This is a genomic window from Marinobacter maroccanus, assembly GCF_002933275.1.
Classification (GTDB): Bacteria; Pseudomonadota; Gammaproteobacteria; order Pseudomonadales; family Oleiphilaceae; genus Marinobacter; species Marinobacter maroccanus.
Genome location: NZ_PSSX01000004.1, coordinates 261,807 through 284,255 on the forward strand (window position 1 = coordinate 261,807; position 22,449 = coordinate 284,255).

A 22,449-nucleotide genomic window follows, 5' to 3' on the forward strand; every position below is an offset into this window, starting at 1 on the left:
TCAGAGAGCCGCTTCGATGCGGCCAATGACCTCTTCCAGAACCGATCTGGGGCAGCCGATGTTCAGGCGCATAAAGCCACTGCCCGAGGTGCCAAAGGAGAGTCCGGGATTCATCCCCACGCCAGCGTCCTGTACGAAAAAACGTTTCAGGCCCGCATCGTCCAGGCCCAGTTCGCGGCAATCCAGCCACATCAGGTAGGTGCCTTCGGGGGCTGCCACCCGGATTCCGGGCAGGCGCTGGCCAACCGCCTCCACCACAAAGTCCCGGTTTGCCTGCAGATAGGCCATCAGTTCATCCAGCCAGGGACCGCCATGGCGGTAGCCAGCCTCAAACCCGACACTACTGAACGGATTGCACTGGGGCAGATGCATGGATTCGAACACCGCCTTCATGGCCTTGCGTCGGTCGGCATCGGGGATCACCAGGGCTGACAGGCCGAGGCCGGGCATGTTGAAACTCTTGCTGGGGGCCACCGCTGTTACCAGGGCGTCGTCGGGGCCAGCCAGGTTCGCCAGCATCGTGTGGCGGGGTTTATCCGGGAACGTCAGATCGCAATGGATCTCGTCGGACACCACCACCAGCCGGTGCCGGCGAGCAATAGCCAGCACCTCCCTCAGTTCCTCCTCCGACCAGACGCGACCCACCGGGTTGTGGGGCGAACACAACAGCAGAATTCGGGCATCCGGCCGGGCCGCGCACTGCTCCAGGTGATCCAGATCCATGCGGTAATGGCCCGGGTCTCCGGTGGCCGGATCCTCCGGCACCAAGGGGTTTTCGATCACCACACGGCCGCTGTGCCGCACCGAACTGAAAAACGGCGGATAGACCGGCGGCTGGATGATGACACCCTCACCGGGTCCGGCATAGGCCATGCACGCGGCGTTGATCGATGGCACTACGCCGGGCGCCATCAGTATCCACTCGCGCCGGATCTCCCAGCGATGGCGACTGGCAAACCAGTGGATCATCGACTGGTAAAGACTGTCCGGAAACAGGGTGTAGCCGTAAACCGGATGTTCGGCCCGCTTCTTTAACGCACGGGTGACAGCCTCCGGTGCCGCGAAATCCATATCGGCCACCCAGACCGGGATAACTTCCTCGGTGCCAAAAACCGCCTTGCGGGCATCAAATTTGACGGAACAGGTGTGTTCCCGGGAAACCGGTTGATCAAACGGGCTGGACACAGGGACTCTCCAGGGCGGATAACAACATTGGGAAACGGTATTGTGGTGGGCCCGAAGGGCCATCGCAACCGTCGACTCATGGTGTCGCCACCGTGTTCATATCCGGCTTTGGTCGAACATCGGCGATAAACACTTGCCCAAGCAGGGCGATACTTGCGAACCTAACGGTTTATCCAATAAAAACTTCCAAACAATTCCCTGGAGCCTGTTCAATGATTGGCCAGATTCTGTCCACCATGTTGCCGGTGTTTCTGATCGCCGGTTGCGGCGCACTCTATGGCCGCTACCGGACGCCCGACATCCAGGGACTGAACGTTCTTAACATGGAGCTGTTCGTGCCCATGCTGGTCTTCGCCGTTCTTGCTGACCAGCAGGCTCCGCTGCAGGAGTATGCCAGGCTTGCACTGGCCGCCACGGTGGTTGTGCTCGGATCGGGCATTGTGCTGTACCCGCTGGCCAGGGTTCTGAAGCTGAACCTGAAGACCTTCCTGCCGCCCATGATGTTCAACAATTCCGGCAACATGGGCATTCCGCTGCTGGTGCTGGCTTTCGGCGATGAGGCCCTGCCGGCGGCCATTGTGCTGTTCATCGTGGAAATGCTGCTGCACTTTTCGGTAGGGCTGTACATGCTCGACCCTCATACCTCCATCGTAAAACGCCTGAAGCTACCCATCGTATTCGCCAGTATTGCCGGGCTGTCGGTCAATCTCGGGGGCGTGCCCCTGCCAGAGTGGCTGCTGGAAACCCTGAACATGCTCGGCGGTGTGTGCATCCCGCTGATGCTCTTTGCCCTTGGCGTGCGCATGCTTGATATCGATTTCAGTGACTGGAAACTGGGTATGCTCGGCGCCATCGCCTGCCCCGCGAGCGGCCTGATACTGGCGTGGCCGATGATTGCGGTACTCGATCTTCCCGGAATGCAGGTTGCGGCGCTGTGGGTATTCGCGGCCTTGCCGCCGGCCGTGCTCAATTACATGGTGGCGGAACAGTATCGGCAGGAGCCACACAAGGTCGCCTCACTGGTATTATTGAGCAATCTGGGCAGTCTTGTGGTCATGCCGGTTGTGCTCGGGCTGGTGTTTGCCGCCGGCTACGTCTGAGCATCTGCCCCAGTACCCGCTCTGTTAGCCGAGGAAGGACCCGATGTCTGAAACCGTTGCGGTGGTGCGCGCCTCCCGACCCAATTTCCTGGTACTCGCACCGCTGTGTGCCGGCCTTGGCGTAGCGGTAGCCTGGCACCAGGGCGAGCCTCCGGCCCTGCTCAATACCCTGCTGGTCCTGATTGGCGCCCTGCTCGCCCACGCTGCCGTCAATTTGCTCAACGAATACGAGGACTTTGCCTCCGGGCTGGATCTGATTACCCGCCGTACGCCATTCTCCGGCGGCAGTGGCGCCTTGCCAGAGGTTCCCGCCGCCGCCCGGCAGGTCCTGCTGGCCGCCTTTGGCACCCTGGGTCTGGTTGTTGCCATAGGTCTCTACTTTCTCTGGCTCCGGGGCCTGCCCATGCTGGTACTTGGCGCCGCCGGCGTGGTTCTGGTGCTCACCTATACCCGCTGGATTACCCGCTCACCGGTGATTTGCCTGCTGGCTCCGGGGCTGGGATTCGGACCGGTGATGATTCTTGGCAGTCTGATTGCCCTGGGGGCCCGGCTGGACGCAACGGCTCTTACCGTTTCCGTCATCGGCCTGCTGCTGGTCAGTGAGTTGTTGCTGATCAATCAGATACCGGATGCCGAAGCTGACCGGAAAGTCGGGCGCCGACACCTGGTCATTACCCTTGGGAAGACGGTCGCCGCCCGCCTGGTTGCGCTTTTACTGCTAGGCAGCTTTGGGCTTCTGGGAGCGGCGATCTGGATCGGCTGGTTGCCGTTGTGGACCGCTCTCGCGTTTGCGCCTTTGCCGGCAGCAATCTGGGTAAGCGTCAAGCTGCCCGGCGGGCTCACCAACCCGGTACAGCTCAACACACTCCTTGGCACCAACGTCGCGGTGCTGCTGGCGACCCTGGCGCTATTGATCTGCGGACTCAGCCTTTGAACCGGAACACACTGACCCTGGAACGCAGCTGACCGGCAAGCACGGCCAGATCCCGGCTGGCCCCGGCCACCTGCTCGGAACCGGCTGAGGTCTCCACTGTGGCGTCGTGGATGCGGCTGATATTGCGGTTAACTTCTTCTGCAACGGAACTCTGCTCTTCCGAGGCGCTGGCGATCTGGGCATTCATGTCGTTGATGGCACCCACCTCGTTCCGGATTCGGGCCAGAGCAGCCTCCGCCTCGCTGGTCTTGTCCACCGTGGTGCGGGCGAGCTCCCGACTGCTTTCCATAACCTCGGTCGCCTGGCCGGCGCCCGCCTGCAGGTTTCCAATCATCTCCTGAATTTCCCGTGTGGAATCCTGGGTCCGCGATGCCAGCGACCGTACTTCGTCGGCCACTACAGCGAATCCTCGACCATAGGTGCCGGCCCGGGCCGCCTCGATCGCGGCATTCAGCGCCAGCAGGTTGGTCTGCTCGGCAATGGCATTGATCACCTCAATGATCTTTTCGATATTGGCGCTGTCCTCGGACACCCGGTGTACAGTCTGGGTTGCCTGTTCCAGGGTTTCCGCCAGCTCCCCGATGGAGGCCGCGGTTTCCTGCACCACGCGATTGCCGCTCTCCACTTCGGTGTCGGCTTTCTGGGTGGCGGTTGCGGCGCTGGCCGCAAAGCCGGCCACTTCGCTCACCGTGGCAGCCATCTGGTTCACGGCCGTGGCCATTTGCTCCGCCTCGGTCGCCTGGAGGCGTATCTGTCGGCTGTTATTGTCCGAAGTACTTTCCAGCTCAGAGGACGCATTGGAGAGCTCTTCAGCGGCAGACCCTACTTCCCGGATAATGCCGCCCAATCGCTCCACAGTGTCCTGCAGCGCGCCCATCACGCTATCCGGGTACCGTGTCTGAAGCTCCTGATCCAACTCACCATCGGCCAGCTGACGAATGGCCCGGGCAACGTCTTCGGGCTCACCGCCAAGAATCTTCTTCAATCGGCGAATGATCACCAGAGCCACCAGGGCACCCAGAACCACCGCAAGACCGGTGACGGCCAGATTCAACGCATTGAATGTACTCGCTGCCTCGCGAACCTCATCCACGCCGCCTGTAACCACCTCTTCCTGGTAATCAATAAAGGCATTTACCCGTTTCAGCCACTCCGAGTAAGCGCCAGAGACATCGCTGAGCAGAAATGCCCGGGCCTGGTCGATCTCTCCCGCCAGGCGAAGCTCGAGGAGGTCGTCGGTCAGCGTCAGGGCCCTGCGCTCGATCTCTTTGATCGCTGCCAACAGTTCCCTTTCCCGGCTGTTAGCGCCTTCTTCCCGGAACATCGTATCCATCGGGCCGGCGGAATCCCGGTAGAACCCCTTAAGACGCTCAATGTCCGCGAGGTGCCGTTGCAACTCCCGGTCGTTCTCAACCAGTACTGCATCGCGAATGGCTATTGCCCGGTCATGGACACTGCCCCGAAAGTTAATGGCGTAGCGCTGCTTCACGGCGGCGCCATCACCCACGTCGGTCAGGGTCCTGTCGATAAAACCGACCCGATGATTACCAACCAGACTTATGGCAATCATCAGCGACAGAATCAGACCAAAGCCAAGGGCAAGGCGTTTCGCAACGGTGAGCTGGCTAAACATCATTAGGCTCCGGGTACTTTTTATTGAATGAGGCTATGTGTTCTCCGAAAGTTGCAGCCTGGATCAATCAATGGAGAGAAACTTGCGGGTTTTTGACAATGCTTTTCATTACTGCAATCAATCTTTACATCCCGCCCCCACGCCTCTTGCAACTGGTCAGGCTTTGACCGATGGTAAAGGTCAGTTTCTCGCTGATTGCATTCACGATACGGAGGTCTTCACATGAGTGTTCTACTTCTGCTGATCAGTGCCCTGGTGCTGATCTACCTGGGTATAGGCGGCACCACAGCCGCTGCCGTCATGTCCATTGCGACCGTTGTGGGTCTGTTCCAGGATGAATGGCACCTGATCAGCATTCTTTGTGGCGGTGTACTGCTGGCGCTGGCGTTAATCCTTGTTATTCCCGGCGACTTGCGCCTCGACAAGCTCAGCCGCCCCCTGCTTGGCTGGGTGCGCAGCCGGCTGCCGAAACTCTCGGATACCGAAGCCGAAGCCCTGAAATCCGGCTCGGTGGACTGGGACGGCGAACTGTTCTCCGGCAAGCCCAAATGGAACAAGTTGCTGGACGCCAAACCGGCGCACCTCACCAGCGAGGAGCAGGCCTTCCTGGACGGTCCGGTGGAAAAGCTGTGCGCCATGCTCGACGACTGGAAAATCACCCACGAGCAGTACGACCTGCCGGACAAGGTCTGGAAGTTTATCCGTGAGAACGGCTTTTTCGGGCTGGTGATTCCCAAAGAAGACGGCGGCCTGGGGTTTTCCAACACCGCCCATTCTGAAATCGTCATGAAGATTTCCACCCGCAGCGTGTCGGCCGCGGTCACCGTGATGGTGCCCAACTCCCTCGGCCCCGGCGAGTTGCTGATGCACTACGGCACCGATGAGCAGAAACAGCACTATCTGCCCAGACTCGCCGGCGGCGATGAGATTCCCTGTTTTGCCCTTACCTCCCCGGTAGCCGGCTCGGACGCCGGCGCCATTCCGGACAAAGGTATCGTCTGCAAAGGCCAGTGGAACGGCAAGGAAGTGCTGGGCCTGAAAGTCACCTGGAACAAGCGTTACATCACCCTCGCACCGGTGGCGACACTGATCGGCCTGGCCATAAAGGTCTATGATCCGGACAAGCTGCTGGGCGACGCCGATGAGATCGGTGTGACCTGCGTGCTGGTGCCGAAGGACACCGATGGCGTCAACGCCGGTGCCCGCCACCTGCCCATGAACACCGTGTTCATGAATGGTCCCACCTGGGGCAACGACGTGTTCATCCCCATGGAACAGGTCATTGGCGGCCAGGATATGCTCGGCAAGGGCTGGACCATGCTGCTGGAATGCCTGTCCATCGGCCGCTCCATTTCCCTGCCGGCCCTGGGCACCGGCGCCGGCAAGGTGGCGAGCCTGGCTACCGGCTCCTACGCCTACACCCGGGAACAGTTCGGCCGCACCATCAGCCAGTTTGAAGGGGTTCAGGAAGCCCTGGAGCCCATCGCCGGTTACACCTACATGATGGACGCAGCCCGGCTGCTGACCTCCGGCATGCTGGACCGTGGCGTAAGGCCCTCGGTACCCTCCGCCGTTCTGAAATACCGCAACACCGATCTGATGCGGGAAGTCATCAACCACGCCATGGACGTAGTCGCTGGCCGGGGCGTCATCACCGGTCCCCGGAACTTCCTGGCCCGGGCCTACCAGGCGGTGCCCATCGGTATCACCGTCGAGGGCGCCAATATCCTCACCCGCAGCCTGATGATCTTCGGCCAGGGGTCTATTCGCTGCCATCCGTTTATTGTTGAGGAAATCGAAGCCGCGGGTATGGAAGATGAAGACAAAGCCGCGAAAAAGTTCGACGGCATTTTCTACCGCCATCTGGCCCACACCACCCGCAACGCGCTTCGGGCGCTTCTTCTGGGGCTGACCCGTGGCTGGATTGAATCTGTGCCACGGCAGGGCGATATCAAACCCTGTTACCGTCAGCTGGCACGCTTCTCCGCGGCTTTCGCCCTGATGACCGATGTCACCCTGCTAACGGTCGGTGGGGGCCTCAAGGCCCGTCAGCGGCTCTCCGGCCGCATGGCCGACTGCCTGGTGCAGCTGTACTACGCCACCGCCGTGATCAAACAATGGCATGAAGAAGGTTACCCGGATGATCAGCGGCCGCTGGTGGAATGGTGCCTGAAGACCTGTCTGCATGATCTACAGGGCTCTATGCGCGAGGCGATCATCAACTTCCCGGTACCGGCTCTGCGCTGGCCCTTGCGCCTGTTGGTGTTCCCGCTAGGTGCCACCGGTCTTAACGGTCCGGACGACAAGCTGGGCGCGAAGGTCGCGGAATCCATCGTCAAGGACACCCCGGTGCGCCAGCGCATCAGTCGCGGTGCCTACACCACCATGGATCCGGAAGACCCACTCGGGCGGGTCCTCAATGCCTACAAACTCGCCAACGAGACCGCGGACATGCGCAACCGGCTGCATGACGCCATGCGTAACCGGGATGAAGACGAACTGGGCGGCATAGACCTGCTGATGGGCCATCAGCGCAAGGAACTGGTGGACTGGGCCTGTGCCCAGGGCGTGGTGAAAGCAGACGAGTGCGACAAACTGCTGGAAGCACTGGAAGCGCTTTACGATGTGATCCGCGTGGATGCCTTCGATGCCGATGGCCTGAAAGCACTCTCGCGGTGCGCCAAAGGCAAGCGCAAGGTGGTCGAACGCCCACCCAGAGATGAGAAATAAGGTACAGGCCGGTCGATGAGCGATCTTGCAGATTTGCGTCCCAATGAGGAGGCCGTGGAACTGGAACCCGCCTCTGACGCCACGTTGCGATTCATCGGCGCCATTCGCACCCCCTGGCATGATCGCAAGAATTGCCCGCGCCAGGGCGACCTGGACGGGCCGGAATGCCAGCTGGTTCTGGATCCTGTCTGGCACGACGCGCTGAAGGGGCTCGAAGACTACGACACCATCGAGGTGCTCTACTGGCTGGACCAGAGCCGCCGGGATCTGGTCCGGCAAAGCCCCAGAAGCGACGGCCAGACCTTCGGCACCTTTGCCCTGCGCTCGCCAGTTCGGCCCAATCCGATTGGCACGTCCATGGTCAAACTGGTTCGTATGGAAAAAGGGACCCTGATCGTGCGCGGCCTGGACTGTCTGGACGGAACGCCACTGCTAGACATAAAACCAGACCGCTGCGCCTTCAGCCCGAAGGCGCCGCCCAAAATGGGCAGTGGAAGATGACGGGGGCGAACTCCGTTACTGGTCAAGGATATCAATGATTTCCCGAGTATCCTTGATAACGGTATAGATGCGGTCTTCCACTCTGACCTCTTCCCGGCCATCGCCGATGTCACGAACATCGCCGTAATCGTACAGCTCACGATGCAAACGGTCGCCGCGGCCAATATCCACTTTTTTCTGCCAGCCAGGGGGCAGTGGCTTACCTTGCTCCAACTTCTTCTGCAGCCCGGGCGGCAATGCATCGCTATGGTTGCCAGCGTTGACGGGCAAGGTCGCACCGAACAGCAGCACGATTGCGATAGCAGATAGTGTTTTAAACATGGATAGTTTGCTCCTCTTGGACATAGGTTCCGGGCATGATTAACCGATAGCCGGCATTTGAAAACTTTGTGTATAAACGCCCAGCTTTCGACTTGCGTTCCCTTACAGCATAAAAGCCCTGTTCGCTGGGCAATTTACTCAGATACCGCTTCCGGACGCAGCCCTGAACTGATCGCTTCCGAGACAAGCCAACGGCGCAGAAGCTGAATGCCTCGTTCACGACGACGGCTGGTTTTCCACGCAAAGTAAAAAATGTCGCCCGTCATGACGGAATGGCAGGGTAGGCGCACGAAGTCGCTGGAATCCTTGCGGGTACTGAGCATGTAGTCGTTGGTCAGCGCGATTCCCTGGTGAAATCTCGCTGCTTCCAACGACAACAGCATATGACTCGAATGCAGCAAGCGGCACGACCCGGGCAGCGCCAGGCCCGCTTCACGGTACCAGGCCTCCCAGTCCCCACCCTGCCGGTCATAGATGCTGTAAGTCGACAGCAACGGAAACTCCGCCACCATTGCCGGCGTCAACAACACCGAGTCCGGGTCGCCGGCAACCTCTTCCAGCGCGAGCTCCCGGCGAATCTTCTGCCAATAATCCTGACTGCACACCGGGAACAGACGTTCTTCGTACAGCAGCTCATAGCTGAACGCTGGCGACGTGGGTTTGACGGTAATAAAACAATCCGCCACCCGATCCGACAACACCGGATTGCCGCTGCTCATTTCCAGCGCAAGATCCAACTGTGGATGCAACCGCTTCAGATCCGGCAACCGTGGTACCAGCCATCGCACAGCAAACGAGCTGAACACCGAGAGCCGCAGCATCGACTCCTCATGCCCCAGAACCTGCTCACTGGCCCGCTCAATCTGCAACAGCGCTGAGCTGACCGCATCCAGGTACTGCCGTCCCTCGTCGGTCAGCGACAGCGTCCGCCCGCTACGCCAGAACAGCTGCTCCCCAAGGTAAGTTTCCAGCTGTTTGATCTGGTGGCTCACTGCACTCTGGCTCACCGCCAGCTCTTCGGCAGCGAGTGAAAAGCTGTTGAGACGGGCAACGGCTTCGAATACGGGCAGGGCTTTCAGGGGTGGCAGTTTCATTATCTAATTTTCTAATGGCTATCGAATAAAGATCATTTTATCGGATATTAACACCCCCTTAGACTGCCCTCCATGTTATGGGAGCAGATCGGGTGGCTCCCTCCGAAAATGCTCGGAGCCATGGATGGCGGAGAGCAAGCGTACAGGGACGTATTCACAGCGGTTTTCGGAGGGAGCCGCGCGATTTGCTCTTGCACCAGAACTGGAAGACTAAAAAGGGGAAAGAACATGTCAGGAAAAACCGTAAACAGCGCCATCCTGCTGCTGGTGATCGGCAACGCCATGGCGTTGATCTCTGACGTGTTCATCAAACTCCTGGAGCCCGGCGCCCCGGTGTTCCAGTTCGCCTTCCTGCGCTGCCTGATCACCCTGGCCTTTCTGCTGCCACTGGTAAAACAGCTGGACCGGAAAAACCTGTTCGCCGGCCTGAAAATCCACACCTTCCGGGCCCACATCCACCTGGCCGGCATCCTGTGCATGGTGATAGCCCTGGGTAACCTGCCGCTGGCAACCGCCAACGCCGTCTTCTATGCTGCGCCCATCCTGGTGATGGTGCTCTCGGTGTTCCTGTTCCGGGAAAAGCTGACACCCCTGAGCGTCACCGCCGTCTTCAGCGGCTTTGCCGGCATTGTGCTCATCCTGCGGCCGGTGGAATTCAACTGGGCGGCCGTGGCAGCCCTTGGCTCGGCCTTTGCCCTGGCCATCAACGCCGTGCTGGTTCGGAAACTGCCAAAACAGCAGAGCACCGTCCACAAACTGTTCCTGAACTACCTGCTGATTCTGCCAGCAGCCGGGGCCCTGGCCTGGTGGGAAGGTGCGCAATGGGATTCGGGCATCCTGATCGGCGCCATGGGTTCAGCCCTGTTCATTCTGGGCTACAACATTACCGTCCTGCTGGCCTACCGTCAGGTGGACGCCAACCAGGTCACCAGCGCCGAATACACTGGCTTGATCTGGGCCGTCGGGATTGGCTGGATCTGGTTCGGAGAAGTGCCTGACCTGTGGTTCCTGGCCGGCAGCCTGATGATTGTGGTGCCTTTGCTGCTGATCGGCCTGAAGCACCGGCGCAGGGAACCGGCGAGGGGATTCAATCCGGCTCCGGAGCAGCAGGCGCTCCGGAACCGGGGTGGCCTACTCAGCGCCGGGAAGAGTCAATTAGCACGTGAGTGTCGTGAATAATCCGACCAATCCGGGCCTCCGGTGGCAATCCGTCACCGTAACCCAGTTTGATGCGGTAATGGCCTGAATGGTGGCGATGCCAGTCACGCCGGCGGTCATACCTGTCGCGATAGACATCGCGCTTATGCTTCTTGCCCCAATGGCGCTTGTCGCCATGGTAGCGATGGCGATCGTGGTGGTTTCGATCCCATTTATGCTGCTTGTAGTGCCGGGGCTTATGATGGTGCCGATCATAACGGTCGTCGCGGTAATGGGCCTGCAGGAACTTTTTCTGCTGGCCTGGAGGTAGGGTCTTCCCCCGCTCATGCTGCTGTTGCCAGCCATGACCCCGGCGGTCGTCATCAGCCATCACCGGAGCAGACGACATCAGGAATGCCGTTACCAGGCTTCCGATCAACAATCGCTTCATGATGATTCTCCCGTTCTGTTCAGAGACAGATCTCGCATCCGGACCCAGTGCCGGATGCCTCTGCGCCCAGATTATCGAACCGGGAGAGAATGTCAGCGCCCCGAAGCGGGCTTTGCAGGATCTTTACGAAACGCCCGGTCTGCTTGACGTTCTAGCGTCCCTGCGTGTCGTTTTTAACGGCATACTTCAGGTGGGATTCAATGGCAAAGGTGTGGGGGCAATCGGCACCAAGCGCGCGGAGGGATTCCGCCAGCCTCAGCAAATACTCGGCATTGGGACCGCTGGGACCCGAGGCAGAGGCGATCTGGCGGGCAATATCAGCATCCGGCGCATGGCCCAGAAAGGCTTCGTTGTCTTCGGTGGCAATGTAAACCAGGCCCTCGGCATGGCTGCCATCGTCGAAGGTGAGCCTGGTGCTCAGGCGCAGATAGCCGTTCTTTTCCCGGACATCCAAGTGTTCGAACACCTTGGGTGACACCCGGAACGCCATGCCCTTGCAGACAGCATCCGGGTTTTCTATGAGGGTGACCACCCGGCCCGGCGACTCGGGGGTTCCCCGGTGATCGTGCGACCCCTGCCAGAACCTCCGCTCCCAGCCCCGAATCGACGCCGGGCGCTGCTCCAGGAAGGGAAAATCGACCTTGTGGATCAGGGAGCCATAACCAAACAGCCAGACCGACTCGACGCCCGCGAAATCGTATCGTTTGCGATTGTGCTCAATGGTATTGGCAGACATCAGACACCCTGCAGCAAGAACGGAACGGGGAATACTCTAGGTGGACGCGATAAAACCCGCAATGCCCGTCAGCACGATTTCAGCCGCCATGGCCGAAAGGATCAGACCACTGATCTTGGACATGATGTTCAGGCCAGTCTTGCCCAGCACCTTCTCAAGGTAGCCTGACAGATGCAGCAGCACAGCCAGGATCAACAGGCTCGATACCAGCCCCAGGAGCCCGCCGGCCACTTCGGATACCCGGTTGAGTTCGGCACCGTACACCATGATCGCACCAATGGTGGCCGGGCCAATCATCACCGGAATGGCCAGAGGCACAACGGCAATGTCATCGCGATCCTCATCGGGCAACCCGGTGGCGTGATTGCGGGTACCACTGGTCACCAGGCTGATGGCGGTCAGGAACAGCAGGCAGCCAGCACCAATTCGAAACGAATTAAGCGTGATACCAATAGCGCTGAACAGCAGCGGGCCGGCAAAGAACAGAATCACGCCCATCAAAAATGCCGAAACGCAGGCACGGCGGATAATCGATGTCTTCTCGGTTGCCGGCAGGCCCCGGGTCAGCGCCAGGAACATGGTCACCACGAAAAACGGCGCCAGCAGGAACAGAAAGCGAATGGTGCTGCTGATGTAGGTGGAGAAAAAGGTTTCAAGCATTCCGGGTATTCCAGCGGTCAATGAAAGCGGGCAAGCATAGCTTGCTACCACGTTTTCTGCCGTAAGGAAGTGGACGTATGGCGGCCTTTCGAATTACACGGCCAACGGTGTCACATAACTGAAGCGCTTACGATACTGTTCCATGGTGCAGCCCACCGTTCGCTTGAATAAACGCCGGAACGAGCTGGCATCCTCATAGCCCACGCTCCAGATAATGCGGGCCGTCTGCTCACGACTGGATTCCAGTTTGTGTTTGGCGGCTTCAATTCGCAGATGCTGGAGATAGCCGATGGGCGTCTCCCCGGTCGCCTCCTTGAATCGGCGCTTGAAGGTGCGCGTACCCAAGCCGGCGACATCGGCAACATCATCAATGCTGACCGGGTCGGAGTAATGATGCTCCAGCCAGGTTTGAGCCTTGCGGATGGCATCGTCCTGATGGGCCTTCCGGCTGTAGAAGGCCATATACGGCGTCTGTTCCGCCCGGCGACCATCCAGAACCAGCATCTTGCTACAAGCCAGGGAGACCGAGGGAGAGGCAAAACGTTCCACCAGGTAAAGGCAAAGATCCACAAACGCCGTCGCACCACCGGCACAGATAATCTGGCCGTTATCCACCAGCAGTTGATCTTCATCCAGCCGAATATCCGGATAACGGCCGCGAAAGAGCGGTGCTGCCCGCCAGTGCGTGGTGGCCACCTGATCGCCCAGCAAGCCGGCCTCCGCGAGCACAAAACTGCCCGTGCACACACTTGCCACCACAACATCCTGCTCAAAGGCCTCCCTCAGCCAGCCATACAGGGGTATGGCTGGCTCCAGGGTTCGTTCCAGAAGCTCCGCGCTGACAGCAGCTTCAACGGACGAGCCAACCACAATCAGATCTGGCCGAAAGCTTTCACGACACACCGTTGGTGTGACCAGAGCACCGCTGTAACCACGGACCGGCTGATTATCCACGGTCACCACCTGACAGTTGAACAGGGGATCACTGTGAACGCCTGGCACGCGAGCGCAATAGTTCGCCACGGTGAAGAAATCCATCACACCGTGTACACCGGATGCATGGCAGTTGGGCAAGGCAACGATTGCAATATTCATCATGAGGGAAATGGCCCTTTCTGCACTTTATATGTCAAATATGACACTCCTGCTGACAGCCGGCAAGCCCTAACCTGAAACTGTCATCCACCACAGCACGAAGAAGGACTTTCTCCATGACCTCACAACTGAATACACAGACACAGATCCCACGCCACTCAAGCCAAGCCGGGAAACCCGCCACTGCGGGGCTTTCCGCGACTCGTCTGGCGCTGCAACTCTATGCCCGGGTATCGCCGCAAAAAGCCGGAAAACTGGTGAACCGCATGGCCTTCAGGCCGTCCCGTCTGTCTCTGCCCGTTCGCTACGAGCACTGGCTGGACAACACCGACAGCTATACCCAGCTTCAACACGGCGCCCGAACCATTCCAGTCTATTCCTGGGGAGAAGGCCCGGTGATTCTGGGGGTCCACGGCTGGGGAGGTGCGGGCGTTCAGTTCGGCGCCTGGATTGAACCGCTGGTTGAAGCCGGTTATCGGGTGGTTCTCTTCGATGCCCCGGCCCATGGCCGGGCACAGGGGGAGAGCACAGATCTGCTGGAAATGGCAGACGTGACAGCTCACGTGTCTGCCAGCGTGGGCGGTGTCCGGGGTGTACTGGCGCATTCCCTCGGATGTATCGCAGCAGCAAGGGCCATCACCAACGGGCTTCACACCGACTACCTGGCTATGCTGGCACCACCAGTCAGCCTGAAGGCCGCTATGGAGAACCTTGGCAGGCAGCTGACCCTCAGTCCCGAAGTGCTGGCCGTTCACCTCGAACTCATGGAAGACCGGTTCGGCCCCTCCATTTGGGAGAAGCTGAATCTTGAGACGCTGTGCCGCGGGCTGAACCAGCCCGGCCTGGTTGCCATTGACGACACCGACACGTCCATTTCACCGGATGAGAGCCAACGCGTGGCTGAAACCTGGGCCAAGGCAGATCTTCTGCGCACCAGTGGTCTTGGCCATCATCGGATTCTCTCAAGTCCCATGGTCATGGAAACGGTGCTGAAAAGTCTGGGCCGGGGGTGATGCCGTGCCAGAAAGCCGCGGTCATCCTGGTGACAGTTCTTCCAGGTAGGTTTCGCCATCCTCGTACAGCGAGGCGAACTCCTCCTCGGGCACCACGGTGACCGCAATCTCCGGTTCATGCTCGCCGCCGCCGAGCAGCACGCCCCGCATCGGTGTGATATCGGAGAAGTCCCGGCCCCAGCCGAGGGTGATGTGTTCCAGATCCGGCCTCAGGGCATTGGTGGGATCCAGCTCCAGCCAGCCGAAATCCGGCACGAACACAGCTACCCAGGCATGGGTGGCATCGGCGCCGACCAGCCGCTCCTTGCCCTCGGGCGGATGGGTGAGGATATAACCGCTCATGTAACAGGCCGCCAGCCCAACCGAGCGCAGGCAGGCAATCATGATGTGGGAGAAATCCTGGCAGACCCCACGACGGGCCTTGAACGCCTGCTCCACTGGGGTGAAGGTTTCCGTTGCCGTCGCATCGAAGCGGAAATCGCGATGAATCATCCGCATCAGGTCCTCCGCCGCCTCCACCAGGGGCCGGCCCGGCAGAAACGCCTCGCGGGCATAGGCGGCGTACTGGGAATCAATGGGCACATTGGTGGAGACAAACCGGAAGGCCGTGGCCTGAAGATGGTCCGGCGGAAACGTCCTGTCCGCCCGGTACCGCAGGCTGTCGCGCACAGTTTCCCAGGGGACTTTTGCAGCGGATGCCGAAGGTTTCGGCCGTGCACGAAGCTCCACCCAGAACTCACTGATTATCTCCAGATACTCGTGGTCGGCGGTGAAATGAATCTTGGTAATCCGGTTGCCAAAGCAGTCCAGGAAGGAACGCCTTGCCGAGGGCTCCGGTGAGATCGCCAAGTGATGCTCAAGATTCCTCTGCCAGGGCAACGCCCGTGGCGTAAGCCTCAGCAAATGGTGGGACTCCCCCACCACCTGATCGTACTGGTAGAGGGTCTCATGACGCACATGGTAACGGATAAATGTCATGACAGGCGCCTCAATCCGGGTTCACAGACCGGTCGGAATACCGGGTGTGAATAAAACACTGCCTCTGGATTTCATCCGATACACGATAGACCTCGGACCGGATGTCGCACAACAGCTCCGCCAGGGCCTCACAGGCTTTGTCCGGGCGTTTGCGTTCAAACGGATGCAAATCCAGGGCTTGCAGCCGCTGCAGGGATTCGCCCAGATCCGGGGGAAACAGTTGCCCGGTTTTCCGGCCCATCTCCGGCAGATCCTTCTGCAGCTGCCGCAGCTGGAACATCACCGAATGGGGGTTGCTCGCGTCGATCACAAGGGTATGGACTACGCCCAGAAGCTCCGGTGTCCGGCGGTATCGGGTGCGGTAGGTCACTTCCGAGTTCGCCACCTCCAGCAGCCACTCAAGCATGGCGTGGCGGCTGAAGCGGTCGCTGAACAGTGGCACGCAGATCAGGGTGCAGAGATTGGCAAGGCGCTCCAGACGCCGGCCAATGACCAGGAAAACCCAACTGGCGTCCCGGGTGATGTCATCCATGGCAAAGCCTGCCAGTGAGATGCAGTCCAGCAACACCAGATTCAACGCCCGGATCGACTGGTCCGGCGTGGTTGGCGCCGGGCTCAGGGGCTTGCCCACTCGATTGAGCGTGTGCCAGTTGTCGGAGGACAGCCGGTCCCGGACCTGACTGGCATTGAACAACAGGGCCTGAAGAATGGACGCGATCGAGCCCGGAAACTTGAGATCGCTGACCGCCCTGAGCAACATTCCGGGAAGCGGCTCCGGCACCGCATCTTCTTCCGGTTCCGGAAGCGTCCCGAACTGCTCGGCTGCCTGTTGCAGCCCAAGCAGGGCTTCTTCACTGGCCTGGTCGTGGCCCGACAGACGGTTGAAGGCGGCTCGCAATAGCCGGGCAGTCGCCTCGGCCCGCTCCGAGTGCCGGCCCATCCAGAACAGGTTTTCTCCCACCCGGGAGGGGGTGTCCCGCTCCCCGTCGAGCAGGTCAGAGACCTGCAGGCGTTTCTTGATCAGTGACTTGGAGGGAGCCGTGTAGCGGGCCTGTACCCAGGTGTCCTTCGACAAGCCACCCCGTTGCATGGAGATCACCTCCACGCCCTCGTCCATGGCGACCCGGGTCAGGCCCCCGGGCATAACCCGCCAGCCGGAAGGCGTGGCCGCAGCGAACAGCCGCAGACCAATGGACCGGGTTGCCAGCGGCTGGTCCCGCTCGCCCTTCCAGACCGGCGCCTGGGAAAGGTGCACCAGCTCCTGGCCGACAAAGGCATGGGGGTGGGCATGCATCTTCTTGATCAGGGCATCCCGCTCTGCACCCTTCACCTGATAACCGAACACCGGCTCCATTCGCATGCTCGCGAACGCCGGCTTGATCACCAGTTCGTCCAGGTGCTCGATGACATAGTCCAGGGCCGGCTTCTCGCCACACCACCAGGATGCCACCGACGGCATGGCCAGAGGCGAGCCCAGCAATTTCTTGGAAATCTCCGGCAAAAAGCCGAATAACGCCGCACTCTCAAGAACCCCGGAACCCAGGGCATTGGCCATCAGAACCTTGCCTGCCCGCACCGCCCCCAGCAGCCCGGGAATGCCAAGCACGGAATCGGCGCGCAGCTCCAGGGGGTCACAGAAACCATCGTCCAGCCGGCGATAAATGGCGTGTACCCGCCGCAGACCCTGGAGCGTTTTCAGGTACACCGTGTCATCACGCACGGTCAGATCCTGGCCTTCAACCAGGGGCAAGCCCAGGTAGCGGGCAAGGAACACATGTTCGAAATAGGTTTCGTTGAAACGGCCGGGGGTCAGAAGCACACACAGCGGCGACTCGGTTCCGGCTGGCGACATGCCCGCCAGGCTGTTCTGGAAACCCTGGAAGAATTCCGAGAGGTTGGTCACCGGAAGGTTGTGGAATGGCGCCGGGAAGGCCCGGGAAATCACCAGCCGGTTCTGCAGTGCATAGCCCGCTCCCGAAGGCGCCTGGGTTCTGTCCGCCATTACCCACCAGCCTCCGTCCGGCGCCCGCGCCAGATCCACGGCGTACAGGTGCAGGAACCGGCCACCGGCTGGCTCAATACCCTGACAGGGCCACTGGAAACCGGCCTGGCCATAAACCAGGGCCGGGGGCATGAAACCTTCTTTTAACAGCGACTGCTCGCCGTACAGATCGGCCAGAACGCTGTCCAGAAGTTCTGCACGCTGGGCGACGGCTTTCGATAGCCACTGCCACTCATCGGCGCCCAGGACCAGGGGAAGCAGATCCACTTCCCAGGGCCGGGAATCTCCACGAGGGTCCTCGTAGACGTTGTAGGTTACGCCGTCTTCGGCAATGGCATTGGAAACAGCCTGGGCCCTGATATTGAGACTGTCCACCGACTCAAGGTTGAGCTGCTGCAGCAATGGCCGCCAGTGGGACTTCGGTCCGGAGCCCATGGAGCCAAGCTCATCGAACCGATCCGGCACCGGGTGGTACTGGCGGAGGATGTCAGTTACTGCGCGCTGCTTCGCCACCTTGAATTCAGGCTCCCTTGGTCAGTGAGCTGGAAGCATAGCCGCTTTCTACTCTCCGGAGCCAGCATCAAACCACACGGCCATGCATGTTATTTGTGATATCGCAGATCCAGGGTAAACGGGAATTCCCGATGCTCCGGAACGGGGCGAAGGGGCTGCTGTCCGGAGCTGTGTCCCATCCGGAAGAAACGCGCCATACGCCGGCCTTCGGCCTCGAACGAATTCACCGGCAGAGTCTCGAAGTTCCGGCCACCGGGATGGGTTACATGGTATTCACACCCGCCCAGACTGCGTTCGTTCCAGGTATCCACGATATCGAACACCAGCGGCCCATCCACACCAATGGTTGGATGCATGCACTGGGACGGCTGCCAGGCCCGGTAGCGCACGCCTGCAACGAACTCCCCCACCATGCCGGTGGCCTGCAGCGGCAATGGCACCTGATTACAAGTGATCTGGTAACGATCCGGCGCAGCGCCACGAACCTTCACCTGCAAACGCTCCAGCGAGGAGTCCACGTATCGGGCCGTGCCGCCAATGGCGCCGTGCTCGCCCGTGACGTGCCAGGGCTCCAGGGCCGAGCGCAGCTCAAGGGTGATGCCCTTGACCTTGTAGTCGCCGATCCGGGGGAACCGGAACTCGAAATGGGGCGCGAACCATTCGCTCTCAAGCGGATAGCCCTGCGCCTTCATATCGTCGATGACGTCCTCGAAATCCTGCCAGACATAGTGCGGCAGCAGGAACCGGTCGTGCAGTTCGGTGCCCCAGCGTACCAGCCCGGGCGGCTTGTAGGGTTGCTCCCAGAATCGGGCCACCAGTGCCCGCAACAGCAGTTGCTGGGTCAGGCTCATCCGGGCATGGGGCGGCATCTCGAAGGCCCGCAATTCCAGCAACCCGTGGCGCCCACCGGGGCTGTCCGGGGAATAGAGCTTGTCGATACAGAACTCCGCCCGGTGGGTATTGCCGGTCACATCCGTGAGCAAGTCCCGGAGCAGCCGGTCCACCACCCAGGGCGCGACTTTCTTGCCCACCGGGCATAGCCGCTCCATCTCCCTGAACGCCAGCTCCATCTCGAATACGTGATCGTTTCGGGCTTCATCGATTCTCGGCGCCTGGGAGCTGGGACCGATAAACAGGCCGGAGAACAGGTAGGACAGGCTCGGATGGTTATGCCAGTAGCTGATCAGGCTTCGCAACAGATCCGGACGCCTCAGGAACGGGGAATCTTCTGCCTTTTGCGAACCCAGCACGAAATGGTTGCCACCTCCGGTACCGGTGTGGCGACCGTCCATCATGAACTTCTCGGAGGTCAGCCGACATTCGTAGGCGTCTGCATACAGGGTCTCGGTCTGCTCCACCATTTCGTCCCAGGTCCGGACGGGCTGCACATTCACTTCGATCACCCCCGGGTCCGGGGTGATCCGAAAATGGGTGATCCGGTGGTCCGAGGGTGGCTCGTAGCCCTCCAGCAAGACCGGCTGCTTGAGAGTGGCAGCGGTTTTCTCGATGGCTGACACCAACGCCAGGTAGGGCTCAAGCTCCTCCAGCGGCGGCATGAAAATACGGAGAATGCCATGCCGGGGCTCCACACAAAGGGCCGTTCGGACAATCTCCGGTGCCGACTTGCCTTTTTTCGGCGGCTCCAGTTCCGGCGATGCCTGCCTGGTCTGTCCCCGGCTGTTCCATTGCCGGATCTCCTCGCTGGCGGGCAAAGGGCCACGGGGGGCGAAAGGGTCCTGCTCGTGTATCCAGGGGTAATCGGCGTCTTCCACCCAGGGCTGGCTATCCAGGGGCAGACGGTGGCCCATGGGAGAGCCGCCCGGAATCAGGTAACAGCGCTCGCTGCGCAGGAACCAGGGGCCCGTCTCCCACGCCTGTTCCTTTTCGGAGATGCGCAGAGGGAGCACGTAGCCAACGGGCTCATCCAGACCCCGGCTGAAAATCTGCTGGAGCTGCTTCCGCTCCAGGGCATTCTCGAGTTTGGCATCAAAGGGATCGACGTTGACCGGCAGCCGGCGTTCCCGCCACAGGTAATAGAAGGCATCCTCAAACGCCGGGAACAGTTGCTCTTCATCAACGCCCAACTGTTTCGCCAATCCCTGCAGAAACCGGTGGGCCGCTTCCGGGGTTGCCTTGCCCGCGGTGCGTTCATCCGCCAGCCAGCGCTCATCGTGCCAGATCGGCTCGCCATCCTTGCGCCAGAAACAGTTCAGGGACCAACGGGGCAGAGGCTCTCCCGGATACCACTTGCCCTGGCCGAAGTGCACCAGCCCGCCAGCGCCGTAGCGGTCCCGCATCCGGTGGTAGAGCTCGATGGCCTTCTTGCGCTTGGTGGGGCCCATCGCCTCGGTGTTCCACTCCGGTTCGTCCCGGTCATGATTGGCCACGAACGTGGGTTCGCCGCCCTGGGTCAGACGCACATCCAGCTCCGTCAAACGCTGGTCGACGTCATGGCCAAGCCCGACGATGCGTTGCCACTGGGCTTCGGTATAGGGCTTGGTTACCCTTGGTGCTTCCCAGATACGCTGGACACTCATCTGGTGCTCGAACTCGACCCCGGACTCCTCCACCATGCCGGTAATCGGTGCCGCGGAAGAGGGATCCGGGCTGCAGGCCAACGGAATGTGCCCTTCCCCGGCAAACAGGCCGGAGGTCGGATCCAGGCCGACCCAACCCGCGCCGGGCAGAAAGACCTCGCACCAGGCGTGCAGATCGGTGAAGTCTTCCTCAGCGCCCGAGGGACCATCCAGTGCTTTCTGGTCCGCTTTGAGCTGAATCAGGTAACCAGACACGAACCGCGCCGCCAGACCCAGATGCCGGAGCGTCTGGACCAGCAACCAGGTGGAATCCCGACAGGAGCCGGAGCCTTTTTTCAGGGTTTCTTCCGGGGTCTGTACACCCGGCTCCATCCGGATCAGGTAGTCGATTCGATCGGCAACACGCTGGTTCACACCCACCAGGAAATCCACGCTGGGGGTTTCCGTGCGGTCGATAGTGGCCACCCATTTCCGGAACTCCGGTGTCTCCGGCAGTTTCTGCAAATAGGGTGCAAGCTCTGCGGTCTGCCATTCTTCGTAGTCGAAGGGAATGGTCTCCGCCCGGGGTTCCAGGAAGAAATCGAACGGGTTGATCACGGCCATCTCGGCAACAAGATCCACCGTGATCTTCAGCTCGCCCGTTTTTTCCGGGAACACCAGACGGGCCAGATAATTGGCCTGCGGGTCCTGTTGCCAGTTAAGGAAGTAACCTTCTGGTTCCACCTTCAGGGAGTAGCTGAGGATGCGGGTTCTCGCGTGCGGACAGGGGCGCAAACGAACGATCTGGGGCCCCAGGGTGATCGGGCGCTCATAGCGATAGTGGGTGGTATGGCTCAGGGCAACATGAATCGACATGGAACCTATCTCGCGGGCGAATAGAATTGGGAGTTTCAGGCTGTCTCGTAGACAGGAAACCAGGTCTCTGCAATGTCGTCGTGAAGCTCACCGATCTCCAGTTGCAGGTTTTCCAGGAACAGGATCACGTCTTCCTTCCGGATCAGTGCATCCACGTCGCCCTCCCGGGTGTGACGTACTGCCTGCAATGCCGTGCGTAACGGAATCTCGTTCCTTGGCAGACGGCCCAGGGCGCCAGCCACCTCGCTGAGGCTGTGCAGCACTGACCGCGGAAACGGCTCGTTCTGCAGCAGGAAGCGAATGACCAGAGGCCCGCTGACCTTGCGCCGCACGTTGTGACGGTACATCTGGAAAGCACTCTGATAACGCAGCACGCTGGTCCACAACAGCCCGCCATAGGTTTCGGTGCCATCCCAGCCATCCAGGAACTGCAGGGCGCCGACTTCAATCTGCCGCGTGGCCATGTCCGCCCGCTCGAGATTGCGCCCAACCCGGATAAAGTCGTACCCCGTATCGTGACTCATACATCCGGCCAGCAAGCCATTGAGCATCTGGCAGCGACCCACAATCTCGTTCAGAAATTCGTATCTCGCCCGTTTACCGATCCCCTGGTCTATGTGCTCCAGAATGTACCGGTACAGCTCGTTGATCACCTCCCAGGCGTCGGTGGGGATCTGGTCCCGGGTTGTGCGCACGTTCTCCCGGGCGGCCTTGATACAGGAGGCTATGGAACTCGGGTTGTAACCATCCGCCATCAGAAACTTCACGCAGTTGCGTTCATCGGCCTTCTGATGGTGCTGATCAAACAACGCGCCCATGCCGGTAACCGCCACCAGTCCCTTCCAGGACAGCTGGGTTTCCCGGGGCATGTCCAGCGCCAGGGAATTGAAGGCCATGATCATCCGGGCGTTGTTCTCGGCCCGCTCAAGGTATCTGGCCATCCAGTACAGTCGTTCCGCTACACGTGACAGCAC

18 protein-coding genes are annotated in these 22,449 nt (G+C 60.5%); 6 read left to right on the top strand and 12 right to left on the bottom strand.

Going from position 1 to position 22,449, the window contains the following annotated elements; all coding sequences use genetic code 11:
• Positions 1-1,185 (bottom strand): MalY/PatB family protein, encoded by a 1,185-nt coding sequence (locus KEHDKFFH_RS07275; protein ID WP_104321300.1) that lies wholly within the window; start codon positions 1,183-1,185, stop codon positions 1-3.
• A gap of 212 nt (positions 1,186-1,397) precedes the next feature.
• Between KEHDKFFH_RS07275 and KEHDKFFH_RS07280 the strand changes: the two genes are divergently transcribed.
• Both KEHDKFFH_RS07280 and KEHDKFFH_RS07285 read left to right on the top strand, forming a co-directional pair.
• On the top strand, positions 1,398-2,285 hold the full coding sequence (locus KEHDKFFH_RS07280) for an AEC family transporter (protein WP_104321301.1): 888 nt from the start codon (positions 1,398-1,400) through the stop codon (positions 2,283-2,285).
• 43 nt (positions 2,286-2,328) lie between these two features.
• The gene (locus tag KEHDKFFH_RS07285) at positions 2,329-3,219 is read left to right on the top strand and encodes a prenyltransferase (protein WP_104321302.1); all 891 of its coding nucleotides are present in this window, start codon (positions 2,329-2,331) and stop codon (positions 3,217-3,219) included.
• On the opposite strand, the gene KEHDKFFH_RS07290 is transcribed toward KEHDKFFH_RS07285, so the two are convergent.
• Positions 3,209-4,852, bottom strand: a complete 1,644-nt coding sequence (locus tag KEHDKFFH_RS07290) for a methyl-accepting chemotaxis protein (protein ID WP_104321303.1) — start codon at positions 4,850-4,852, stop codon at positions 3,209-3,211. The two genes, KEHDKFFH_RS07285 and KEHDKFFH_RS07290, sit on opposite strands and share 11 nt — an antisense overlap.
• Positions 4,853-5,074: 222 nt before the next feature.
• On the opposite strand from KEHDKFFH_RS07290, the gene KEHDKFFH_RS07295 reads away from it, so the two are divergent.
• Together KEHDKFFH_RS07295 and tsaA are read left to right on the top strand one after the other, a co-directional pair.
• Positions 5,075-7,582 (top strand): acyl-CoA dehydrogenase, encoded by a 2,508-nt coding sequence (locus tag KEHDKFFH_RS07295; RefSeq protein WP_104321304.1) that lies wholly within the window; start codon positions 5,075-5,077, stop codon positions 7,580-7,582.
• Positions 7,583-7,597: 15 nt separating this feature from the next.
• A complete protein-coding gene (gene tsaA, locus KEHDKFFH_RS07300) occupies positions 7,598-8,083 on the top strand; it encodes a tRNA (N6-threonylcarbamoyladenosine(37)-N6)-methyltransferase TrmO (protein ID WP_104321305.1) in 486 nt (161 codons plus the stop codon).
• Positions 8,084-8,098: 15 nt separating this feature from the next.
• On the opposite strand, the gene KEHDKFFH_RS07305 is transcribed toward tsaA, so the two are convergent.
• Positions 8,099-8,404: a hypothetical protein gene (locus KEHDKFFH_RS07305; protein WP_104321306.1), complete on the bottom strand. Its 306-nt coding sequence runs from the start codon at positions 8,402-8,404 to the stop codon at positions 8,099-8,101.
• A 134-nt stretch (positions 8,405-8,538) separates the two neighbouring features.
• On the bottom strand, positions 8,539-9,498 hold the full coding sequence (locus KEHDKFFH_RS07310) for a LysR family transcriptional regulator (protein ID WP_104321307.1): 960 nt from the start codon (positions 9,496-9,498) through the stop codon (positions 8,539-8,541).
• Positions 9,499-9,726: 228 nt separating this feature from the next.
• On the opposite strand from KEHDKFFH_RS07310, the gene KEHDKFFH_RS07315 reads away from it, so the two are divergent.
• On the top strand, positions 9,727-10,677 hold the full coding sequence (locus KEHDKFFH_RS07315; RefSeq protein WP_104321308.1) for a DMT family transporter: 951 nt from the start codon (positions 9,727-9,729) through the stop codon (positions 10,675-10,677).
• Here the strand turns inward: KEHDKFFH_RS07315 and KEHDKFFH_RS20060 are convergent.
• The 4 genes from KEHDKFFH_RS20060 to KEHDKFFH_RS07335 form a co-directional block, all read right to left on the bottom strand.
• A complete protein-coding gene (locus KEHDKFFH_RS20060) occupies positions 10,634-11,086 on the bottom strand; it encodes a hypothetical protein (RefSeq protein ID WP_146084196.1) in 453 nt (150 codons plus the stop codon). The genes KEHDKFFH_RS07315 and KEHDKFFH_RS20060 overlap by 44 nt on opposite strands.
• Before the next feature lie 151 nt (positions 11,087-11,237).
• Positions 11,238-11,822: a gamma-glutamylcyclotransferase gene (locus KEHDKFFH_RS07325; protein WP_104321310.1), complete on the bottom strand. Its 585-nt coding sequence runs from the start codon at positions 11,820-11,822 to the stop codon at positions 11,238-11,240.
• Positions 11,823-11,858: 36 nt separating this feature from the next.
• On the bottom strand, positions 11,859-12,482 hold the full coding sequence (locus tag KEHDKFFH_RS07330) for a MarC family protein (protein ID WP_104321311.1): 624 nt from the start codon (positions 12,480-12,482) through the stop codon (positions 11,859-11,861).
• Positions 12,483-12,575: 93 nt separating this feature from the next.
• Positions 12,576-13,580 carry a GlxA family transcriptional regulator gene (locus tag KEHDKFFH_RS07335; protein WP_104321312.1) on the bottom strand — a complete coding sequence of 335 codons (1,005 nt, stop codon included), beginning with the start codon at positions 13,578-13,580 and terminating at the stop codon, positions 12,576-12,578.
• A gap of 113 nt (positions 13,581-13,693) precedes the next feature.
• Here KEHDKFFH_RS07335 and KEHDKFFH_RS07340 point away from each other — a divergent pair, with 113 nt between their 5' ends.
• Positions 13,694-14,590: an alpha/beta hydrolase gene (locus KEHDKFFH_RS07340; protein ID WP_104321313.1), complete on the top strand. Its 897-nt coding sequence runs from the start codon at positions 13,694-13,696 to the stop codon at positions 14,588-14,590.
• 21 nt (positions 14,591-14,611) lie between these two features.
• Here the strand turns inward: KEHDKFFH_RS07340 and KEHDKFFH_RS07345 are convergent, their stop codons facing one another.
• From KEHDKFFH_RS07345 to KEHDKFFH_RS07360, 4 genes are all read right to left on the bottom strand, one after another.
• The gene (locus KEHDKFFH_RS07345; RefSeq protein WP_104321314.1) at positions 14,612-15,568 is read right to left on the bottom strand and encodes a transglutaminase family protein; all 957 of its coding nucleotides are present in this window, start codon (positions 15,566-15,568) and stop codon (positions 14,612-14,614) included.
• 10 nt (positions 15,569-15,578) lie between these two features.
• Positions 15,579-18,083, bottom strand: a complete 2,505-nt coding sequence (locus tag KEHDKFFH_RS07350; RefSeq protein ID WP_104321315.1) for a circularly permuted type 2 ATP-grasp protein — start codon at positions 18,081-18,083, stop codon at positions 15,579-15,581.
• An 89-nt stretch (positions 18,084-18,172) separates the two neighbouring features.
• Complete coding sequence (locus tag KEHDKFFH_RS07355; protein WP_104321316.1) at positions 18,173-21,475, bottom strand: transglutaminase family protein; 3,303 nt, start codon at positions 21,473-21,475, stop codon at positions 18,173-18,175.
• A gap of 35 nt (positions 21,476-21,510) precedes the next feature.
• Positions 21,511-22,449, bottom strand: a complete 939-nt coding sequence (locus KEHDKFFH_RS07360; protein ID WP_064229547.1) for an alpha-E domain-containing protein — start codon at positions 22,447-22,449, stop codon at positions 21,511-21,513.